The following is an 18,638-nucleotide window of genomic DNA, read 5'->3' as shown; positions in this document are numbered from 1 at the left end:
ACATGAGTTTTAAACTGAATTTAGTGCCGGGCACCCTGACACTGGCGCAATTACGCCAGGTACAGCAAGGTCCGGTTGAACTGAGCCTCGACAACTCTGCCATAGCCGGTATTGAAAAATCCGCTGCTTGTGTCGCCGATATTATTAAACAAAACCGTGTGGTGTATGGCATTAATACCGGTTTTGGCTTGCTGGCCAATACGCGGATCAAAAACGAAGAGTTGGAATTACTGCAACGCTCTATCGTGTTATCCCATGCTGCCGGCTTTGGCGACATTATGGATGACAGCACAGTCCGCCTATTAATGGTGCTGAAAATTAACTCCCTCGCCCGCGGCTTTTCCGGTATTCGCCTGTCGGTGATTGAAGCGCTGATTAAACTGGTGAACGCCGAAGTTTACCCCTGCATTCCGAAAAAAGGCTCCGTAGGTGCATCCGGCGATTTAGCGCCGCTGTCACATATGGTGTTGCCGCTGATTGGCGAAGGCGAAGTCAGCTATAAAGGCCAAATTTATGATGCACGTGAAGGCCTGGGTTTTGCCGGTCTTGAGCCGGTAACCTTAGCAGCCAAAGAAGGCTTAGCGCTGCTTAACGGTACCCAGGCATCTACCGCGCTGGCACTGGAAGGCTTATTTAAAGCAGAAGACTTATTTGCCGCAGGCACAGTAATTGGTGCCATGAGCGTAGAAGCTGCCATGGGTAGCCGCTCACCGTTTGACGACCGCATTCACCAGGCCCGTGGCCAGCGTGGTCAAATCGATGCCGCCGCTATATACCGCCACCTGCTGGGCACTACCTCAGAAATCGGCGAAGCGCATCATAACTGCGAGAAAGTACAGGACCCCTACAGCCTGCGCTGCCAACCGCAGGTAATGGGCGCCTGTTTAACGCAGATCCGCCAGGCGGCAGAAGTATTGGCTGTGGAAGCTAACGGTGTTACCGACAACCCGCTGGTGTTTGCCGATGACAACGACATTTTGTCCGGCGGTAACTTTCATGCCGAACCGGTGGCGATGGCGGCAGATAACCTGGCGCTGGCGATTGCCGAAATCGGCGCTATATCTGAGCGGCGCATGGCGCTGTTAATTGACGCGACGTTAAGTAAGTTACCGGCGTTCTTAGTACCCAACGGTGGCGTAAACAGCGGCTTTATGATTGCCCAGGTAACCGCAGCGGCGCTGGCCTCGGAAAACAAAAGCCTGGCGCATCCCGCTTCGGTAGACAGCCTGCCAACTTCGGCTAACCAGGAAGACCATGTGTCCATGGCCACCTTTGCGGCACGGCGTTTAGCTGATATGGCGGAAAATACCGTTGGCGTATTAGCAGTAGAATATCTGGCTGCAGCCCAGGGCCTGGATTTTCGCGCTCCGCTAAAATCGACCCCGGCTATCGAGCAAGCCAAACACTACCTGCGCGAACAGGTAAGTTTTTACGGTGAAGACCGCTACTTTGCGCCGGATATTGAACAAAGCGCCAACTTACTGCGCCAGCGTCAGTTAAACGCGCTGTTACCGCAAAACCTGTTATGTAGCTTCTGAGTTATACGGCAGCACCATTTTGGTGCTGCCGCCCTCTTTTCGTTCATGTACCTCTTTACTGGCTGGACCAGTACCGCTTTCTTTGTTAACTTCAGCTTGTTTATCAAGCAGCTGCTGTCTATGGTTAAGGCTCAGCGACAGTGCGGAGTTCAGCTCAGTGATCAAATTAAAAGTTGCGCATAAAGTCATTATTGGTTTTGGCTTTATAGCTATATTACTGTTGTTGTCCAGTGGCTCGGCGTTATTCAGCTTCTCGGCTATCAGCCAGTCCGGAGATCAGGTTAATCAACTGGCCGTGCCGGTGCAGCAACACAGTAACGCTGCACAAATTCAGTTATTAAAACTGGCCAAGCTATCAGCGCTGGGTTATACCGCAGAAACTGACGACGATATAAGCAGCTATCAGCAGCAATTTAATACCGGCAGCCAAACTTTACGTCAGCAACTGGCTACCTTAGCCACTCTTACCGCCGGCAGCCAGACCTTTAGCCAAACTCTCAGCGATACCGACAACCGCTATCAGCAATATGCCGCGGCTGTCAGCAGCATGTTTAATGCCAGACTGCAAAGCAATGCTTTGCAGCACCGCGTGCTGGCTGAATTTTCGCAGTTGGAGCAGGCTATCGATAATATTGGCGCCAATTTGCTGGATATTTCTTATCTGGAGCTGCCCGGCAGCGAGCAGCAAATGGAGTTAATTGCCGGCACAGCTAACCGTATTGACGGCCAGTTGCTGGGGTTGCTGAATACCTTAAAAGAGGTAAGCAATTATACTGAGCAGGCCGCAGCAGAAGCCGGACAGGAGAATATTGGTTTTGCCTTAAGCGATATGCAGGTCAATATCGACTATATGGCCAATCTGGTAGCCAACCGCGATACCGGCGGCTTATGGCAAGATGTCACCGCACAATTAGCCGATCTCACCACACAATTACAGGCCAGCGAAAGCCTGGCCAGCCTGAAACTGCAACAGGTTGCTGCGCAACAACAAGGCCGCAACCAACTCAGCCTGTCTGAGCGCAGTGTAGAACAGGTTATTTCGGCGCTGGACCAGCTCCTTGCGGCAGCCGATGCACAGTTTAATGCCTTGCAACAGAAAGTATCTGATGCGGTCAGCTCCGGCAACACCCGAACCCTTAGCCTGATGTTGGTGTTGATCATACTGGCAGTGGCAGCCGCATACTTAACCATTAATGCCATGTTGCGTCCGCTGGCCGGCATTAACAAGGTATTAGGCGATATAGCCAAAGGTGATTTAAGCCGCAAACTCATAATTAGCAACCAGGACGAATTTGGCGCCCTGGCCGCCAAAGTAAACAGTCTGACCAACGCTTTAAGCGCACTGATTGTGAATATTCAGCATAATGCCGGGGAGTTAAATGGTAATGCCAAACAATCCGCGTATGAAGTTGGCGAAATTAATGACTCGCTGCAACACCAACAGCAACAAATAGAGCTGGTGAATGACGTGACGCGGCAATTAGCCGACAGTACCCGTGATATTGCCATGCAATCGACCGAAAGTACCCGCGCTATGCAGCGAGCTTTGGAACAAGGCACGCAAATAGATGCTATTGCCGGTAAAAACAAACAGCTGATCACGCGGTTAGCCGGCCAGCTGACCGAAACCAGTGCGGTGATGAGCAGAGTAAATGACGAAGCAAATAACATTGGTGGCATACTGGCCACCATTCGCGGTATTGCCGAGCAAACCAATTTACTGGCACTTAATGCTGCAATAGAAGCAGCCCGCGCCGGTGAGCAAGGCCGTGGCTTTGCAGTAGTAGCTGATGAAGTGCGCTCTTTAGCCGGACGCACCCAACAGGCCACGGATGAAATACGCCAAATGATAGAAACACTGCAGCTGCAAAGTAAGCAAGCTGTCGCTGCCATTACCGACGGCAAAGCTGATGCCGATAGCTGTGTAGCACAAACACTGGATCTGGTTGCTTCCTTAAGCTTGGTTAACCAGGCGTTGGCGCAAACCCGGGATATCAGCAACCGCGTTAATGCAGCAACAGAAACGCAGCTGAAGCTGGGTAATGATATCAACAGCAATATGCAACAGATGATCGAAGTTGCTCAGGTTAGCAGCGAAAAAGCCCAGCGTACCTTGCAGCATAGTGATGGCGTATCTACCCTCGCTGCCGGGCTGACAAAAGCCGCCAGCGCCTTTAAAGTTTCCTGAGCAATATTTTGATACTTTTGATGCATGTCACTTGTCACTTGTCACTTGTCACTTAAGTTATAGCAAAGAAAAAGGCTGGACAAAGTCCAGCCAGCAGGAAGTATTTTCTCATCCCAGTGTTTTTTGTTGATTCCTTTCGCTATCCATAGTGCCAAAATAGCAACAAAAAACCCGATGAAAAGATGATATCGACATTAAACCATAGCAAATTGTTGTTGGCGCTGTAACTTTTGCTGTTTCTTTAAACTTCTGGCGTCCAGTAATTCAATATTGGCTTCGCGGGCAAAGATCCACGCCTGGCTACTGAAACCGGCATAGCTGACAATAATGCCACTGCTGAAATCTGCTGCCAGCATCTGCTGAAACAAAGCTCTGATCTGATTAATGTCTACTGCCTGGTCGTCTTGCTGCAAATAAACCAGCTTCTCCTGCTCAGCTTGTAAGCAGCGGTATTCCGGGCTGACTCTTGGGGAATGAGACAATTTACCTAAGCGCTGCAAAAAGTGCTCTGCGTCTTGCAAGAACTGCTGCTTTTTGTCAGCTGAAGACAGAAACGCCCGCAGTGGCAATGCCAGACCAAATAGCTTGTGCTGTTCATCCAGTTCCAAAAAAGCCAACACATTAAACAAAAGTGCGACAACGAACATCAGCACAAAGCTCCACAGCATAAAAGCAGACCAGAATGCCGACAGCACCCAACTGTTGTTGCTTTGCAGCAAAGAATGCTCAGCGAAGAACAGGTACACAGTGCCCGCAACAATTCCCAGTGCGGTACTGACAGAAGAAACAAGCAACCATTTATTTTTCATAACGACCTCAACGCCCTTTTGTTGAGCGTTCAGTATCAGCGCAGCGCCGGAATTTTTCTTAACAGGAAGCTGATAAATGCATTATAAAAACATTGTCTGCTGTTTATATCAGCAATATCAGTCTGTTAAAGCGTCACAAGCTGATTGATAACGATAGTGAAAACCGTATTGCGCAATAAAACGCTGTGGATTAACCCGCCGCTGAGTGTCGGTGTGTAATGCAAACTCTACCTCACTGCCAGCCAGCACCGCTGCCTGCTGATAGAAAATCCGTCTGGATACAGGCTCGGGGCAACACAGGTTATAAATAGCGGGGCTGAACGCCGGCTGCGCTAATATACTTTGCACTGCCGCGACTATATCATTGCTGTGCAGCATATTAACCGGCGCATCGGGGTCCGGCAAAGTTTTACCGGCGACAAAACGTCCGGGGTGGCGGCCCGGCCCCATTAAGCCCGCCAGACGCAATGTGATACAACAGCCGAATTGCTGCAATGCTTGTTCACCGCCGGCCAGTAACTGTACCCTGGGGTGCTGCAATTGCAGTTCCGCAGTTTCATCCGCATCACCATCCAGACCCTGATAAATACCGCTGGAGCTAAAATGCAGCAAGGCCCGGCTGCCAGCTTGTTGCATCACTGCGTTTAACCGCTGCAGTGATTGCACGTAATTGTTGCCCGGCTGCTGACGGCCCGGCGCAATAGCACAGATAACAACAGCAGCATGGAAAATGCTGTTTAGCGCCGCATCGGTAACCACGGCCTGGTTCAGATCCAGCGTTATACCTGTTACACCGGGCGGTAAATCTGCTAATGCGGCTGCAGAGCGTCGGCTGGCATATACCTGATACCCGGTACTGCTAAGCACGGCTGCCAGTTGTTGCCCTAACCAGCCACAGCCGACAATAACAATTTTCATCGCGCTCCCCTGTGTGCCGGCAGCACCGCGTAACGACCATTAAACTCTGCCGCCAGCTCGCCGGCAGAAAAAATCTGTACTTTGATTTGCTGTACCACTTTGCGCCCCTCAGCTAATGCGGTTAATGCCCCACTACAATGCTGTAATGCACAGCGCGCCTGCGGCTCTGCCGCAACCGGCTTACGATAATTAATACTCGCGTCCGCCAATACCTGATCACCATGCAATCCCAGCGCCTGAAGTTGTAAATACAGCATGCCCCAACCGGTTAAGGTCGCCAGCGCATAAATGCTGCCGGCAAACATGGTCTGGTGCAGGTTAATATTCGGCGCCAGCGGTGCTTCACAACATAGTTCGTTGCCGTCAAAGTTGCTGATGGCAAGCTGCATATACTGACTTAGCGGTATCGTACGTTGCCAGGTGTCTGCCAGCTGTTTGCACCACAACTGATGCTGCTGCGCGGTACCTGCCAGCCGGATGCGTTTTTGCATCACAACATGCGCAATACCATACAACTGTGGGGCAGCGCCGGCTTGCAGATAGCCCTGGCGTTGGTAGAACTGCAGTGCCGTATCACGGGCATTTAAGCTGATATAACTACAGCCCCATTGCACCGCCTGCATCTCCAGCGCCGCTAACACTTTACTGCCGGCCCCTTTACCCTGATACTCTTCGGCTACCGCCATATAGCGTATCTGGGCACCGCCCTGCTCTAACTGATGTAAGCGACCGACAGCAGCAATCTTACCTTCAGCTGTCATCAACATCAGATGATAAGCCTGAGCTTCGAGCTCGTCGCGCTCCGACCCGGGCGGCTGTTGCCAGGGAGCACGCAGTACTTGCCAGCGTAGCTGATAATAACCTTGCCATTCTTCTGGCGTTTGAGGTGAGCGTAATTGCCAATGCCGCATAGGTACTACTCCGGAAAATCAGCTGTGCAGTTTTGAAAAATCAGTTCTGCAGTAAAAAAGTCACGGGGCCATCGTTAGTCAGGCTAACTTGCATATCGGCGCCAAATTGCCCGGTAACAGTGTTCAAGCCAAGTGAGCGGCAATATGCCACAAAGGCCAGGTAGTGCTGGTCGGCTTTGTCAGGCACTGCTGCGGGTGTAAAGCTGGGCCTTAAGCCCGAGTTGGTATCTGCTGCCAGGGTGAACTGCGATACCACCAACACGCTGCCACCGGCCTGCTGTACGTTTAAATTCATCTTACCGTCAGCATCAGAAAACACGCGGTAATGGCAAACTTTATGCGCCAGCCTGGTTGTAGTTGCCGCATCGTCACCGGCCTCAACGCCAAGCAATACCAGTAAACCATGATCAATCTGCGCTATAGTATTGCCTTCAACCCATACTGCAGCTGCACTAACACGTTGAATAAGTGCCTTCATCTACACTACTACCTCTGATTCATCATCCGGGTTGTTTTGATCAGGATCATCACTGTCGGCCTTTTCTGTATCGGCGGCAATTTGCTGCAACAAAGCGGTAAGCTCAGCGCCCAACAACACCACCAGCCAGCACAGGTACACCCAGACAAAAACAATAGGCACTAATGCCAGCGCACCATAGATGGTGTCGTAGGCCGGGAAATGTGTTACGTAAAGCGCAAAACCGCGTTTGGATAATTCAAACAATATCATCGCCAGCAAGGCACCAAAAAAAGCGTGCCGGCTGCGGACTTTGATATTCGGCACCACCAGATACAACAGAAAAAATGCCAGTAACGACATCAGATACGGCACCACACCCAACAGCAAGGTAGACAACCCCGGAGTGTAACCTTCAGCAAAGCGGGTTAGCCTGATAAGATAAGATGTTACCGCGATGGATGAGCCAAACAAAATGGGCCCTAAGGTCAAAATCATCCAGTAGATAGAAAATGAGATAACCGGCCTTGGCCTTTTGCTTACCCGCCAGATTTTATTCAGCGTTTTATCAATATTATGAATAAGCAGCAAGGCAACAACCACCAGTGCCGTGATGCCTATTGCCGTCATGCCACCGGTATTGCCGATAAACTGGTTAATGTAGGTTTGAATTTCTTCGCCACGTGAAGGGATAACATTGGCGTAAACAAAAGCTTCAATGGCCTGACGAAATTCTCCAAACATCGGAAAAGCACTCAACATGGAAAACATTACTGCGATCAAAGGCACCACAGACAATAGCGAGATATAAGCCAGATAACCGCCAATCATGCCAATTTGATCCTGCTGACAACGCTGGATATAGAGTTTTATAAAACGCAAAGCAATGGACAGACGGTTTGACCAGCTTAATTTATTCATTCATTCCTACCTGTATAACGTAACGGCGTGATTGCCACACAATCTGTCCTCTAATCAGCATCTCCTCAGTGAGTCATCAGTAACCGGAGCATTGCGTCGAAACAAAAAATCACACTTTAATCACATTTTAATCACATTTAAATAATTTTATAGAGTCGAATTTTCTATAACGTATTCAGCGCCTCTTTAGGCGAAACAACTTTACTAACAACTGAACAAATGATTTAGGGATCCCAATGTTTAAATTAAAAAAAATAGCTATTGCCACCACGTTTTTATCCGCTAGCTTTCTTACGAACGCAGATCAATCAACAGTACTGCAAACTCAAAAAAATACGACCTTAGCAGAACAAACTCAGCAGATACAACCTGCTGTGATCCAAGCCGTAGGTGCTTTCATACTGGCCGAAGCAAAAAGTGCTTTAATATCAAAAGCGAAGTCGTTTATTAAAAAGGCGCTATTTGGCTCTGGCGGTTCCGCTGGTCCCAGCATTGTTATGTTACATGAAGACTCGTTAGCTCAGATACAAGCAATAGTGCGTGACGCAATTTTACGCTCTGACGTGGCGCAATTCCGCGCAGCATTCAACACAGTATCGGCCAATCTAAATGACTATCACGAAATTCTTAATAACGATGTTGAGGATTTGCTGCTTCTTACCTTGTTGTCAAATGACGTCAATAGCCTACGGCTGCATCATGCATTTGACACTGAGTATAATCCAACCAGTTTCTATTTGACTAACAGCTACGGCTTAGTTGCAGCGCTAACCATGTCGGTGATGACAGAAAACGTATTGAAGAACAGATATTCTGAAGCGTATGCAAGGACAATTTCACGCTCGCTTGCCACTAAATTATCTCAGCTTGGTTCTGCAGCAGACAGTAAAATCTCTCGCTCAATAACTCTGACCGGGCCGACAGGCGATTGTAGCGGAATAATAATTCATTCTGACAAGCAAACCAAACAGGAGCAACTACCGTCAGGCTGGGAGAACGACTATAACTTCGAGGTCACACCTTCATTTCGCCGTAACTGCGCTTACACCGTAACCGATTCACTTTCCAACCGCAGCAAGCGCTTTGATTTCGCTTTATATGGTGAGTATTTTGCTGCCAATCAAGCGCAAGCATTGTACAACACTTGGCAAGATCAGCACCGCAGCCGGATAAAGGGTAGTGATTATGCCAATATACTGAGTCAATTAAATAGCTACTGATGCCGGTAGTTCAACTCCCGTATTGTCAGAAAAACCCCATCTTCTATAGAAGATGGGGTTTTAAACTAACAAAAAAGCCGGCATCAATGCCGGCTTTTGTTAGCTCGCTAAACGGAATTAACCGCGGCTGGCGCGTTTACGATCGTTTTCTGTCAGGTGACGCTTACGGATACGGATAGACTTAGGTGTTACTTCTACCAGCTCGTCGTCGTCAATAAATTCTAATGCCTGCTCCAGGGTGTAACGGATTGGCGGTACCAGGTTGATGGCTTCATCAGTACCGGAAGCACGTACGTTGGTTAACTGTTTACCTTTCAAACAGTTAACTGTTAAGTCATTGCTACGGCTGTGAATACCGATAACCTGACCTTCGTACACTTCTTCCGCATGGCTGATAAACATCCGGCCACGTTCCTGTAAGGAGAAAATAGCATAACCGGCCGCTTTACCCATGGCGTTGGAAATCATTACACCGTTGGTGCGCTGACCGATAGTGCCACCTTTGTGCGCACCGTAGTGGTCAAAGCTGTGGTACATCAAACCGGTACCTGAGGTAATGGTCATAAACTCGGTACGGAAACCAATCAAACCGCGGCTTGGCATCAGGAAGTCCATCCGGATACGGCCTTTACCGTCTGGCTGCATATTGGTCATTTCAGCTTTACGCTCGCCCATACGTTCCATGATAGAGCCCTGGTTCTGCTCTTCACAGTCGATAGTGACGTTTTCCATCGGTTCCATTTTCGCGCCGTCTACCACTTTCATGATTACTTCAGGGCGTGATACGGCTAATTCGAAACCTTCGCGACGCATATTTTCAATTAGTACACCAAGGTGCAATTCACCACGGCCGGATACTTTGAACTTATCACCATCTTCGGTTTCTTCAACCCGCAGGGCTACGTTGTGTTTCAGCTCGTTGGTTAAACGTTCTAAAATCTGACGCGAGGTAACAAACTTACCTTCTTTACCGGCGAAAGGTGAGGTATTTACCTGGAATGTCATGGTAACAGTAGGTTCATCGACCTGCAGTGCAGGCAACGCCTCTACTTTAGTGGTGGCACAAATAGTGTCAGAGATTTTCAGCTCACCCAAACCGGTAAAAGCCACGATATCACCGGCATTCGCTTCTGCCGTTTCAACGCGCTCCAGGCCTAAGTAACCGAATACCTGGCCTACTTTACCGTTACGTTTGCTGCCGTCAGCACCCACGATGGTAACCTGCTGGTTCGATTTTAAACTGCCGCGTTTAATCCGGCCGATACCGATAATACCCAGGTAGCTGGAATAGTCCAGCTGTGATACCTGTAGCTGGGTTTCGCCGTCCAGCTCAACTGACGGCGGTGCTACGTGTTTTACAATGGCTTCAAACAGATCAGTGATATCCGTTTTTGGCTCGTTGTAGTCCAGTGTTGCCCAGCCGTTTAATGCCGAGGCGTACACGATAGGGAAATCTAACTGCTCGTCAGTGGCACCTAAGTTATCAAACAGGTCAAATACCTGGTCGATAACCCAATCCGGACGTGCGCCCGGACGGTCAATTTTGTTCACAACAACAATCGGCTTTAAACCGTGCGAGAAGGCTTTTTGCGTTACAAAACGGGTTTGCGGCATCGGGCCGTCAACGGCATCAACTAACAGTAATACTGAATCGGCCATTGACAGTACGCGCTCTACTTCACCACCGAAGTCGGCGTGGCCCGGCGTATCCAGGATGTTAATGTGGTAACCATTCCAGCGCACCGAAGTGTTTTTTGCCAGGATAGTTATACCGCGCTCAGATTCCTGCGCATTCGAATCCATTACGCGCTCCTGTAATTTGGCGCGGGCGTCGAAGGTGCCAGACTGCTGCAGCAGTTTGTCAACCAAAGTGGTTTTACCATGGTCAACGTGCGCAATAATGGCAACATTGCGCAGCTTTTCTAAGTAGGTCGCGGTAACGCTCATGTAAATATATCCTCTGTGGCACTAGATGACCGTAATGACCACCAGGCAAAACTAACTGAAACTAAAGGGCGCATATTCTACTCTGTTTTTACCCGGAAAGAAAAACAGCAACTGCGGTTTCGGCGATTTTTTTTATCAGCGGGGCAATATACAGCTACACTTACCCCTGCCTGTCGCGCACCAGAATAAAGCGCTGCAGCACCACAATGGTGCAACATAATTGCAGCATGGCGCACCGTGGCAATAAATATAATTTATATTCAAACACTTAGATGATTGGCATATATCTGGCATTTAATGGCGCAACACCGCTAAATCAGTTCAAAACAGATTAATTGGAGGAATGCATGTCTGCATCATCTGTACTGAGTTTAATTAAAGAAAATGAAGTGAAGTTTGTAGATTTACGTTTTACCGACACCAAAGGTAAAGAGCAGCATGTGACTGTTCCTGTTAACCAAATTACCGCAGATTTTTTCGAGGACGGTAAGATGTTTGACGGCTCTTCTATTACCGGCTGGAAAGGTATTAACGACTCAGACATGATCCTGATGCCGGACGCTTCTACAGCGGTACTGGATCCGTTTTTTGAAGAAACCACGTTAAACATTACCTGTGACGTTATCGAGCCAAGCACCATGCAGGGCTACGACCGTGACCCGCGCTCTATCGCTAAACGCGCCGAAGAGTATTTGAAATCTACCGGTATTGCCGACACTGTGCTGTTTGGCCCTGAGCCGGAATTCTTTATGTTTGACGACATTCGTTTTGAAACCACGATGTCAGGATCTTTCTTTAAAATTAACTCTACTGAAGCGGCATGGAACTCAGGCACCAGCTATGAAGATGGCAACAAAGGTCACCGCCCTGGCGTAAAAGGTGGTTACTTTCCGTTACCACCGGTAGATTCAGGCCACGATATCCGTAGCGCCATGTGTATGGTGCTGGAAGAGATGGGTCAAACCGTTGAAGCGCACCACCATGAAGTTGCCACTGCCGGCCAGAACGAGATTGCAACTAAATTCAATAGCTTAACCAAGAAAGCTGATGAAGTGCAGCAACTTAAGTATGTTATTCATAACGTCGCACACCTGTACGGTAAAACCGTAACCTTTATGCCGAAGCCTTTGGTAGGTGATAATGGTTCAGGTATGCACTGTCACCAATCTCTGGCAAAAGACGGCGTAAACCTGTTTGCCGGTGATAAATATGCCGGTCTGTCTGAAACAGCCTTGTATTACATCGGCGGTATTATTAAACATGCTAAGGCCATTAACGCCTTTACCAACCCGTCGACTAACTCGTACAAGCGTTTAGTACCACACTTTGAAGCACCGGTAATGCTGGCTTACTCTGCGCGAAACCGCTCAGCGTCTATCCGTATTCCATTGGTACCGAGCGCCAAAGCCCGTCGTATTGAATGCCGCTTCCCGGATCCGGCAGCTAACCCATACCTGGCTTTTGTAGCTCAGTTGATGGCTGGTCTGGACGGTATCCAGAACAAGATCCACCCCGGCGATGCTATGGATAAAGACTTGTACGACTTACCGGCCGAAGAAGCAGCTAACATTCCACAGGTTTCAACCTCACTGGAAGAAGCCCTGAACGAGCTGGATAAAAATCGCGCTATCTTTACTAAAGGCGGCGTAATGTCTGATGCGATGATCGATGCCTATATCGACATTAAACGCGCTGAAGCCCGCAAAGTGGCCGTTGCCGTTCATCCGCTGGAATTTGAACTGTATTACAGCGTTTAACGCCGTAGGCTGATAAAAAAGCTCACTTCGGTGAGCTTTTTTTTTGTAGAAAAATAACACAAAGCAAGCTAGAGTAGCGCGATGGAACAACAATAATAAATATAAAATGGATCTCAGCTAACCAATGAATAAAGTATTGTTTATTTTAATATTATTGTTTGCTGCTATGCCGATAATGGCGCAGGACAGTAAAAAAGTCTTTGTTACCCGTGACGCCAATGGCGTGCTGGTATTTTCTGACAGCCCGCAGCCTGGCGCTGAAGAGCTGAATTTATCCAGCCGTGCCAATATTATGGAAGCAACAGATCCCACCCTGCCGGCACGTAAAGCGCCGCCGGTTGATCCCTTTACCGTAGAAATAGTCCAACCTGAAGATCAGGGTACAGTGCGCGATAATACCGGCTCGGTATATGTTTCCGGCAAAATCAGTCCGATGTTTCAACGTGGCCTTCGCGTGCGTTTATTAATTGATGGCCAGGCAAGAGTAGAACCACAAAACAATGCGGTATTTATTCTGCGTGACGTAGAACGTGGCGAACATAAACTGCAGATGGAACTTTTTGATCAAAACGGCAAGCTTATTGCAACAAGTCCTGTAACGACCTTCTATTTACATAGAGCCTCGGCAATATCACCAAATTAGTGCGTATGCTATGCAATTCAGTCTGAACTGAATTACACTGTCAACTTAGCGCACCAATTTGGTGCAAAGGGTGAAACAGTGACTGATATAACAATACCGACAGAACAGCTATACGCACACATTACTGAGCAGTTGACCACAGCAATAATGCTGTTGGATGCGGATTTAACCATTCGTTACTTTAATACCGCCTGCTGTGCAGTACTGGGGTTGGGTGAAAAACGTTTATCTGCGCAATATTTCCCTGAGCTGTTTCAACACATCGATATCAGCAGCCAACATTTTTCCAGCGCACTGAGCAGTAAACAGGGTTTTGGTGTCAGTGATGTACAGGCGGTGCTGGCCGATGGTCGCCATTTGCTGCTGGATATCTCCGTTACCATCAGTGAAAACCCGGCCGGCCACCTGCTACTGGAAATCCGCCATGTTGACCAGCAACGCAAAATCAGCCTGGAAAGCCTGCAACAGCACCAACACCTGGCCGCGCGTGAGCTGATCCGCGGCCTGGCACATGAAATAAAAAATCCTCTCGGCGGACTGCGTGGCGCGGCGCAATTGCTGGAAGAAACCTTATCCGATGAGTTAAAAGAATACACTCAACTGATTATCGCTCAGGCCGACAGGTTACGAAACCTGGTCGACCGGTTGCTCGGGCCCTATCGTCCGGCACAGCGTGTCCAGAGCAACCTGCATCAGATGATAGAGCAAGTGCGCCAGTTAGCCCTGATGGATAACCCGGGCCAGGTGCAATTCAGCCGCGACTACGATCCCAGCATACCGGATTTCGCTTTTGACCCTGAGTTGCTCGAACAGGCATTACTGAACATTGTCCGTAATGCGCAGCAAGCTCTGGAACATACGCCGCAACCGGCTATTTGCCTGCAAAGCCGAGTACTGCACCAACACACACTGCACGGCAAACGCTACAAACTGGTGGCCCTGATCCGCGTGATCGACAACGGCCCGGGCATCCCGAACGATATTAAAGACACCCTGTTTTACCCTATGGTCAGCGGTAAAGCCGGCGGCACCGGGTTGGGCTTATCTATCGGCCAAACGCTGATCCACCAACACGGTGGCTGGATTGATTGCGACAGTTGGCCGGGCCATACCGAATTTACCCTATACCTGCCAATTGCAGACACTGAGGATTGAACTAATGAGTCATACTGTGTGGATTATTGATGACGACAATTCTATCCGTTGGGTGCTGGAAAAAGCCCTGGCACGGGCGGATATTTTATGTGAAAGCTATGCCTCTGCCGATTTAATGTTGCAGCGGCTGGAGTATGATCAGCCTGCGGTAGTGGTATCGGATATCCGTATGCCGGGTACTGATGGCATGGCGTTACTCACCCGGCTGCAAGAACTGGCACCGGAGCTGCCGGTGATCATCATGACAGCACATTCAGATTTAGACAGCGCGGTTAATGCCTTTAAGCGCGGCGCCTTTGAGTATTTACCCAAGCCCTTCGACGTAAACGACGCTGTAGCGCTGATTAGCCGGGCGCTGGAGCACGCTAAAGCGCGCCAGCCCAAACACAAAGCAGCTGCACCGGCGTTATCACCGGAAATTATCGGTGAAGCGCCTGCGATGCAGGAAGTATTCCGTGCTATCGGCCGCCTTGCCCGTTCCAGTATCAGCGTGTTAATTAATGGCCAATCCGGTACCGGTAAAGAACTGGTTGCCCGCGCCTTGCATAAGCACAGCCCGCGTGTCGAGCAGCCGTTTATTGCGCTGAATATGGCTGCTATCCCGAAAGATTTGATTGAGTCAGAGCTGTTTGGCCATGAAAAAGGCGCTTTTACCGGCGCCAATAATCTGCGTAAAGGCCGTTTTGAGCAAGCCGACGGCGGCACCTTGTTTCTCGATGAAATCGGCGATATGCCGCTGGACGTGCAAACCCGCTTGCTGCGCGTACTGGCCGATGGCCAGTTTTATCGTGTTGGCGGCCATCAGGCCATTGGTGTGGATGTGCGTATTATTGCCGCCACGCACCAGAATCTGGAACAACTGGTCAGCGAAGGCAAGTTTCGCGAAGACTTATTTCACCGGCTGAATGTGATCCGCGTGCATTTACCGCAGCTACGCGAACGTAAGCAAGACATTGCCAAACTGGCGCAGCATTTCTTACTGCAAGCGGCAAAAGAGCTGAATGTCGAAGCCAAAACCCTGACCAAAGAAGCGGAACAGTTTTTAAGCCAGTTGGATTGGCCCGGCAACGTACGCCAGCTGGAAAACACCTGTCGCTGGCTTACCGTAATGGCCAGCGGCAAACATATAGTGGTTGCCGACTTACCACCGGAGCTCACCACACCCGCTAAAGCACCGGTGGTTAACATTAACGGCAGCAACGGTAGCTGGCAGGAATTACTGGCCGGCTGGATAAGCCATAAACTGAATGCCGGCGAAGAGAACATTCTGGCCGAAGCCGGGCCGGAATTTGAACGTACAGTGCTGCAACAAGCACTGCAGTTCACCCACGGCCATAAGCAAGAAGCAGCTAAACGCCTGGGCTGGGGGCGTAATACGCTAACGCGTAAACTAAAAGAGCTGGATATAGAATAAATAGCAAGGCCGGGCGTTAAAACGCACCGGCCTGCTGTTTGCTGTAAGAAACGCCTACTGTGTTGTGCTCAACGTAAATATTTCAGGAATTGCTGCGCTGCTGCTTTTTTTGCTGCCATTTCTGCCGTTTTTCATTGAGCTGTTGACGTTGTTCATCGGTCAGCAGCTGTAATACCTGATGTTGTAATTTCATCGCCGCCAGACGTTTGTCTGCTGCTTGTTGTTGCTGCTTTGCTATCAGTTGACGTGCAGCTACTTCATCAAAGGTATCTGCAGCCAGTAAATCACGCATTTGCTGACGCTCAGTGTTGCCAGCCCTGGTAGCTTTTTGTTCGCTACGGTGTTGCTGCATCAGTTGCTTGATCTGTTCCCGCTGGCTATCAGTCAGTTCCAGTCCGGCCAACATGCGCTTCATAGGAGCATGCTGCATATGGCGGCCGTGTTCATAGCCTGCCGCTTTGTGTTCATGGGCTACAGCAATACCGGGCAGGCTGGCGGCAGTAAGTAAGCCTAAAGCAAAAATCAGTTTTGATACTTTCATCGGATACACTCCTTTATTAAGACAGGCTAAGCATAAAACAGCCAATGCAAAGCAGCGCAAACTCAGGGTAAAGATTCTGTAAAGGTATATTGCAGCCTGCTGACATTGGGTAAACTCTACACAAAGAAGGAGTGGTTATGCCTGCAATTTTGATGATTGATGACGACACCGGCCTGTGCGAATTAGTGGCTGAATATCTGGCGCTGGACGGTTTTCAGTTCAGTGCCGCCCACAATGGCAACCAGGGGCTGGAGCTGGCACAAAGCGGCAATTATCAGCTTATTCTGCTGGATGTGATGCTGCCGGGTATGGATGGTCTGTCGGTATTAAAAGCGCTGCGCACCGGTCAATATTGTCCGGTGCTGATGCTGACGGCTCGCGGCGATGATGTCGATCGTATCGTCGGTTTAGAGTTAGGCGCAGATGATTACCTCGCTAAACCGTTTAACCCGCGCGAGCTGGTGGCCCGCATCAAAGCTATTTTGCGCCGCGTAGAGTTAACCAAAGCACCATCACCCGGGCAAAACACTGTGCTGAGCATTAATGGCCTGGTACTGAACCCGCACAACCGTCAACTCAGCTGCAACGGACAAGCCGTGGCGTTAACCGCGACCGAATTTCAGTTATTGGAAGTGCTGATGCGCCATGCCGGTGAAGTAGTCAGTAAAGACGAGCTTAGCCGTGAGGTTCTGGGTAAACGCCTGCAAATGTACGACCGCAGCCTGGATATGCATATCAGTAATATCCGTAAAAAGGTGGGCCAGTTTAGCTCTGATGAAAAAATTCAAACTCTGCGTGGCAGTGGCTATCTGTTTTTACAGGGGCAGCCATGAGCTGGTTAAAGCACTTAAACCCATTTCACTATCTGGCCGGGCGCATCTTTCTCTGGTTCTGGCTGGTGCTGTTAACGGCGGTATTTGGCACCCTGGCGCTGTCGCGCGCTTTAGTTGAACAAACTGAAATCCGCCGGCTGCCGCACAATATTGCCCAACAATTGCAAAAACAAATACAGCCGTTTGCTGACAGTCGTAACAGCAGTGAACTGATTGCCAGGATACAACAACACCGGCCTAACCGCTGGCTGGTAATCAACGCAGACAGCAATAGCGTGTTAACTCCCGGTTTATTACCGCGGGATTTTGATCAGAACTGGTTGACGGAATTATCTCAGCTATCGCGGCCGCGCTGGCTAAAGCACAACAATACCTCGCTGGCAGGGCCGTTTTTACTGCAACTGGGCGAGGAGAACCTGGCGCTGTATCAAAAACGCCAACGCCCGCCCCAGCCATGGTGGCGCTTAAGCGAAATACCGCAACACGTGTTATTGCTGTTCACCCTGCTTATTTCTGCTGTCGCCAGTTTAATTCTGGCGTTGTCTATTTCGCGGCCGTTACGTGAACTACTGCTGCGCAATCTGGAATTTGCCGATGGTAAATTAAACAGCAGAGTCAGCGGCCTGATAAAACGCAAAGACGAATTAGGCCGGCTTGGCCACAGCTTTAATACTATGGCCGAGCGTATCAGCGCCCTGCTGACCAATCAGCAACGGCTGCTGCGCGATATATCACATGAGCTTCGCTCGCCGCTGGCCAGAGCGCAACTGGCGCTTGGCCTGACTGAGCGCCAGCAAAGCATGGAGCAATTACCGCGGTTAAAACAGGAACTGGACCGGCTGGATGCCATGCTTGATGAGCTGCTGACGTTCAGCAAACTCGATGCCGGCCAATATCAGTTGCAACTGCAGCGCTTTGACCTGAGCGAACTGCTGGCCGATATCATCGATGTTAATAAAGTAGAAGCCGACGCCAAACAGCAAACTATTCAACTGACAGCTCCGGATGTGACAGAAATTATCGCCGACAGCCGCTTACTGGCCAGGGCGATAGAGAATATTCTGCGCAATGCCATTAAATATGGTCCGGCGCACAGCGACATCAACTGCACCTTGCAGCAACAACAGCATCAGTTGCAATTAACCATTTGTGATCAAGGCCCGGGCATAGCCGCAGAGCAACTGGAAGCCGTGTTTGAACCGTTTTACCGCGTATCAAACAGCCGTAATGCCAACACCGGCGGCACCGGGCTGGGCCTGGCTATAGTGGCACAGATAGTGCGCCAGCATAAAGGTACCGTCAGCGCAGAGACACGAAATGACGGCGGACTTTGTATCAGGCTGCGGTTACCGTTAAACTGCGGCTTTGATTAAGCAAGACGGAGCC

The 18,638-nt window shown here is 49.7% G+C and carries 16 protein-coding genes; 9 read left to right on the top strand and 7 right to left on the bottom strand.

Annotated features, from left to right (window positions below; genetic code table 11):
- The first annotated feature begins 2 nt into the window (after nucleotides 1–2).
- Nucleotides 3–1,538 carry a histidine ammonia-lyase gene (gene hutH, locus Q8O77_RS08930; protein ID WP_305552508.1) on the top strand — a complete coding sequence of 512 codons (1,536 nt, stop codon included), beginning with the start codon at nucleotides 3–5 and terminating at the stop codon, nucleotides 1,536–1,538.
- A gap of 157 nt (nucleotides 1,539–1,695) precedes the next feature.
- Nucleotides 1,696–3,726 (top strand): methyl-accepting chemotaxis protein, encoded by a 2,031-nt coding sequence (locus Q8O77_RS08925; RefSeq protein WP_305552507.1) that lies wholly within the window; start codon nucleotides 1,696–1,698, stop codon nucleotides 3,724–3,726.
- A gap of 194 nt (nucleotides 3,727–3,920) precedes the next feature.
- Here Q8O77_RS08925 and Q8O77_RS08920 read toward each other — a convergent pair whose 3' ends face one another.
- From Q8O77_RS08920 to Q8O77_RS08900, 5 genes are all read right to left on the bottom strand, one after another.
- Entirely contained in the window at nucleotides 3,921–4,535 is a 615-nt protein-coding gene (locus Q8O77_RS08920) for a restriction endonuclease (protein WP_305552506.1), read from the bottom strand.
- A gap of 117 nt (nucleotides 4,536–4,652) precedes the next feature.
- Nucleotides 4,653–5,453, bottom strand: a complete 801-nt coding sequence (locus tag Q8O77_RS08915; RefSeq protein WP_305552505.1) for an NAD(P)H-binding protein — start codon at nucleotides 5,451–5,453, stop codon at nucleotides 4,653–4,655.
- Nucleotides 5,450–6,364: a bifunctional GNAT family N-acetyltransferase/hotdog fold thioesterase gene (locus Q8O77_RS08910; RefSeq protein WP_305552504.1), complete on the bottom strand. Its 915-nt coding sequence runs from the start codon at nucleotides 6,362–6,364 to the stop codon at nucleotides 5,450–5,452. The genes Q8O77_RS08915 and Q8O77_RS08910 overlap by 4 nt, the downstream gene beginning before the upstream one ends.
- 40 nt (nucleotides 6,365–6,404) lie before the next feature.
- On the bottom strand, nucleotides 6,405–6,842 hold the full coding sequence (gene dtd, locus Q8O77_RS08905) for a D-aminoacyl-tRNA deacylase (RefSeq protein ID WP_305552503.1): 438 nt from the start codon (nucleotides 6,840–6,842) through the stop codon (nucleotides 6,405–6,407).
- On the bottom strand, nucleotides 6,843–7,742 hold the full coding sequence (locus tag Q8O77_RS08900; RefSeq protein ID WP_305552502.1) for a virulence factor BrkB family protein: 900 nt from the start codon (nucleotides 7,740–7,742) through the stop codon (nucleotides 6,843–6,845). It lies immediately after the preceding gene.
- A gap of 236 nt (nucleotides 7,743–7,978) precedes the next feature.
- On the opposite strand from Q8O77_RS08900, the gene Q8O77_RS08895 reads away from it, so the two are divergent.
- The gene (locus Q8O77_RS08895) at nucleotides 7,979–8,962 is read left to right on the top strand and encodes a hypothetical protein (RefSeq protein WP_305552501.1); all 984 of its coding nucleotides are present in this window, start codon (nucleotides 7,979–7,981) and stop codon (nucleotides 8,960–8,962) included.
- 117 nt (nucleotides 8,963–9,079) lie between these two features.
- Here Q8O77_RS08895 and typA read toward each other — a convergent pair whose 3' ends face one another.
- Nucleotides 9,080–10,909, bottom strand: a complete 1,830-nt coding sequence (gene typA, locus Q8O77_RS08890) for a translational GTPase TypA (RefSeq protein WP_305552500.1) — start codon at nucleotides 10,907–10,909, stop codon at nucleotides 9,080–9,082.
- Between the two features lie 347 nt (nucleotides 10,910–11,256).
- On the opposite strand from typA, the gene glnA reads away from it, so the two are divergent.
- From glnA to glnG, 4 genes are all read left to right on the top strand, one after another.
- Entirely contained in the window at nucleotides 11,257–12,666 is a 1,410-nt protein-coding gene (gene glnA / locus Q8O77_RS08885) for a glutamate--ammonia ligase (protein WP_305552499.1), read from the top strand.
- Nucleotides 12,667–12,790: 124 nt separating this feature from the next.
- Nucleotides 12,791–13,309: a DUF4124 domain-containing protein gene (locus Q8O77_RS08880; RefSeq protein WP_305552498.1), complete on the top strand. Its 519-nt coding sequence runs from the start codon at nucleotides 12,791–12,793 to the stop codon at nucleotides 13,307–13,309.
- A gap of 78 nt (nucleotides 13,310–13,387) precedes the next feature.
- Nucleotides 13,388–14,464 carry a nitrogen regulation protein NR(II) gene (gene glnL, locus Q8O77_RS08875; protein WP_305552497.1) on the top strand — a complete coding sequence of 359 codons (1,077 nt, stop codon included), beginning with the start codon at nucleotides 13,388–13,390 and terminating at the stop codon, nucleotides 14,462–14,464.
- Between the two features lie 4 nt (nucleotides 14,465–14,468).
- Complete coding sequence (glnG, locus tag Q8O77_RS08870; RefSeq protein WP_305552496.1) at nucleotides 14,469–15,878, top strand: nitrogen regulation protein NR(I); 1,410 nt, start codon at nucleotides 14,469–14,471, stop codon at nucleotides 15,876–15,878.
- An 82-nt stretch (nucleotides 15,879–15,960) separates the two neighbouring features.
- On the opposite strand, the gene Q8O77_RS08865 is transcribed toward glnG, so the two are convergent.
- A complete protein-coding gene (locus Q8O77_RS08865; RefSeq protein ID WP_305552495.1) occupies nucleotides 15,961–16,419 on the bottom strand; it encodes a Spy/CpxP family protein refolding chaperone in 459 nt (152 codons plus the stop codon).
- Between the two features lie 137 nt (nucleotides 16,420–16,556).
- On the opposite strand from Q8O77_RS08865, the gene Q8O77_RS08860 reads away from it, so the two are divergent.
- Together Q8O77_RS08860 and Q8O77_RS08855 are read left to right on the top strand one after the other, a co-directional pair.
- The gene (locus tag Q8O77_RS08860) at nucleotides 16,557–17,252 is read left to right on the top strand and encodes a response regulator transcription factor (protein WP_305552494.1); all 696 of its coding nucleotides are present in this window, start codon (nucleotides 16,557–16,559) and stop codon (nucleotides 17,250–17,252) included.
- The gene (locus tag Q8O77_RS08855) at nucleotides 17,249–18,625 is read left to right on the top strand and encodes an ATP-binding protein (protein ID WP_305552493.1); all 1,377 of its coding nucleotides are present in this window, start codon (nucleotides 17,249–17,251) and stop codon (nucleotides 18,623–18,625) included. The genes Q8O77_RS08860 and Q8O77_RS08855 overlap by 4 nt, the downstream gene beginning before the upstream one ends.
- The last annotated feature ends 13 nt before the right edge of the window (nucleotides 18,626–18,638 follow it).

This window comes from Rheinheimera sp., from assembly GCF_030690345.1.
Taxonomy (GTDB): Bacteria; Pseudomonadota; Gammaproteobacteria; order Enterobacterales; family Alteromonadaceae; genus Alishewanella.
Note: the sequence above shows the minus strand (reverse complement) of the source record. Positions and strands in the feature narration are given on the sequence as shown.

Coding starts and splice junctions, on each gene's coding strand:
- Q8O77_RS08880 (WP_305552498.1), top strand. CDS start 12,791: ATGAATAAAGTATTGTTTATTTTAATATTATTGTTTGCTGCTATGCCG.
- glnG (WP_305552496.1), top strand. CDS start 14,469: ATGAGTCATACTGTGTGGATTATTGATGACGACAATTCTATCCGTTGG.
- Q8O77_RS08855 (WP_305552493.1), top strand. CDS start 17,249: ATGAGCTGGTTAAAGCACTTAAACCCATTTCACTATCTGGCCGGGCGC.
- Q8O77_RS08910 (WP_305552504.1), bottom strand. CDS start 6,364: ATGCGGCATTGGCAATTACGCTCACCTCAAACGCCAGAAGAATGGCAA.
- glnA (WP_305552499.1), top strand. CDS start 11,257: ATGTCTGCATCATCTGTACTGAGTTTAATTAAAGAAAATGAAGTGAAG.
- Q8O77_RS08865 (WP_305552495.1), bottom strand. CDS start 16,419: ATGAAAGTATCAAAACTGATTTTTGCTTTAGGCTTACTTACTGCCGCC.
- typA (WP_305552500.1), bottom strand. CDS start 10,909: ATGAGCGTTACCGCGACCTACTTAGAAAAGCTGCGCAATGTTGCCATT.
- Q8O77_RS08915 (WP_305552505.1), bottom strand. CDS start 5,453: ATGAAAATTGTTATTGTCGGCTGTGGCTGGTTAGGGCAACAACTGGCA.
- dtd (WP_305552503.1), bottom strand. CDS start 6,842: ATGAAGGCACTTATTCAACGTGTTAGTGCAGCTGCAGTATGGGTTGAA.
- hutH (WP_305552508.1), top strand. CDS start 3: ATGAGTTTTAAACTGAATTTAGTGCCGGGCACCCTGACACTGGCGCAA.
- Q8O77_RS08860 (WP_305552494.1), top strand. CDS start 16,557: ATGCCTGCAATTTTGATGATTGATGACGACACCGGCCTGTGCGAATTA.
- Q8O77_RS08900 (WP_305552502.1), bottom strand. CDS start 7,742: ATGAATAAATTAAGCTGGTCAAACCGTCTGTCCATTGCTTTGCGTTTT.
- Q8O77_RS08920 (WP_305552506.1), bottom strand. CDS start 4,535: ATGAAAAATAAATGGTTGCTTGTTTCTTCTGTCAGTACCGCACTGGGA.
- Q8O77_RS08895 (WP_305552501.1), top strand. CDS start 7,979: ATGTTTAAATTAAAAAAAATAGCTATTGCCACCACGTTTTTATCCGCT.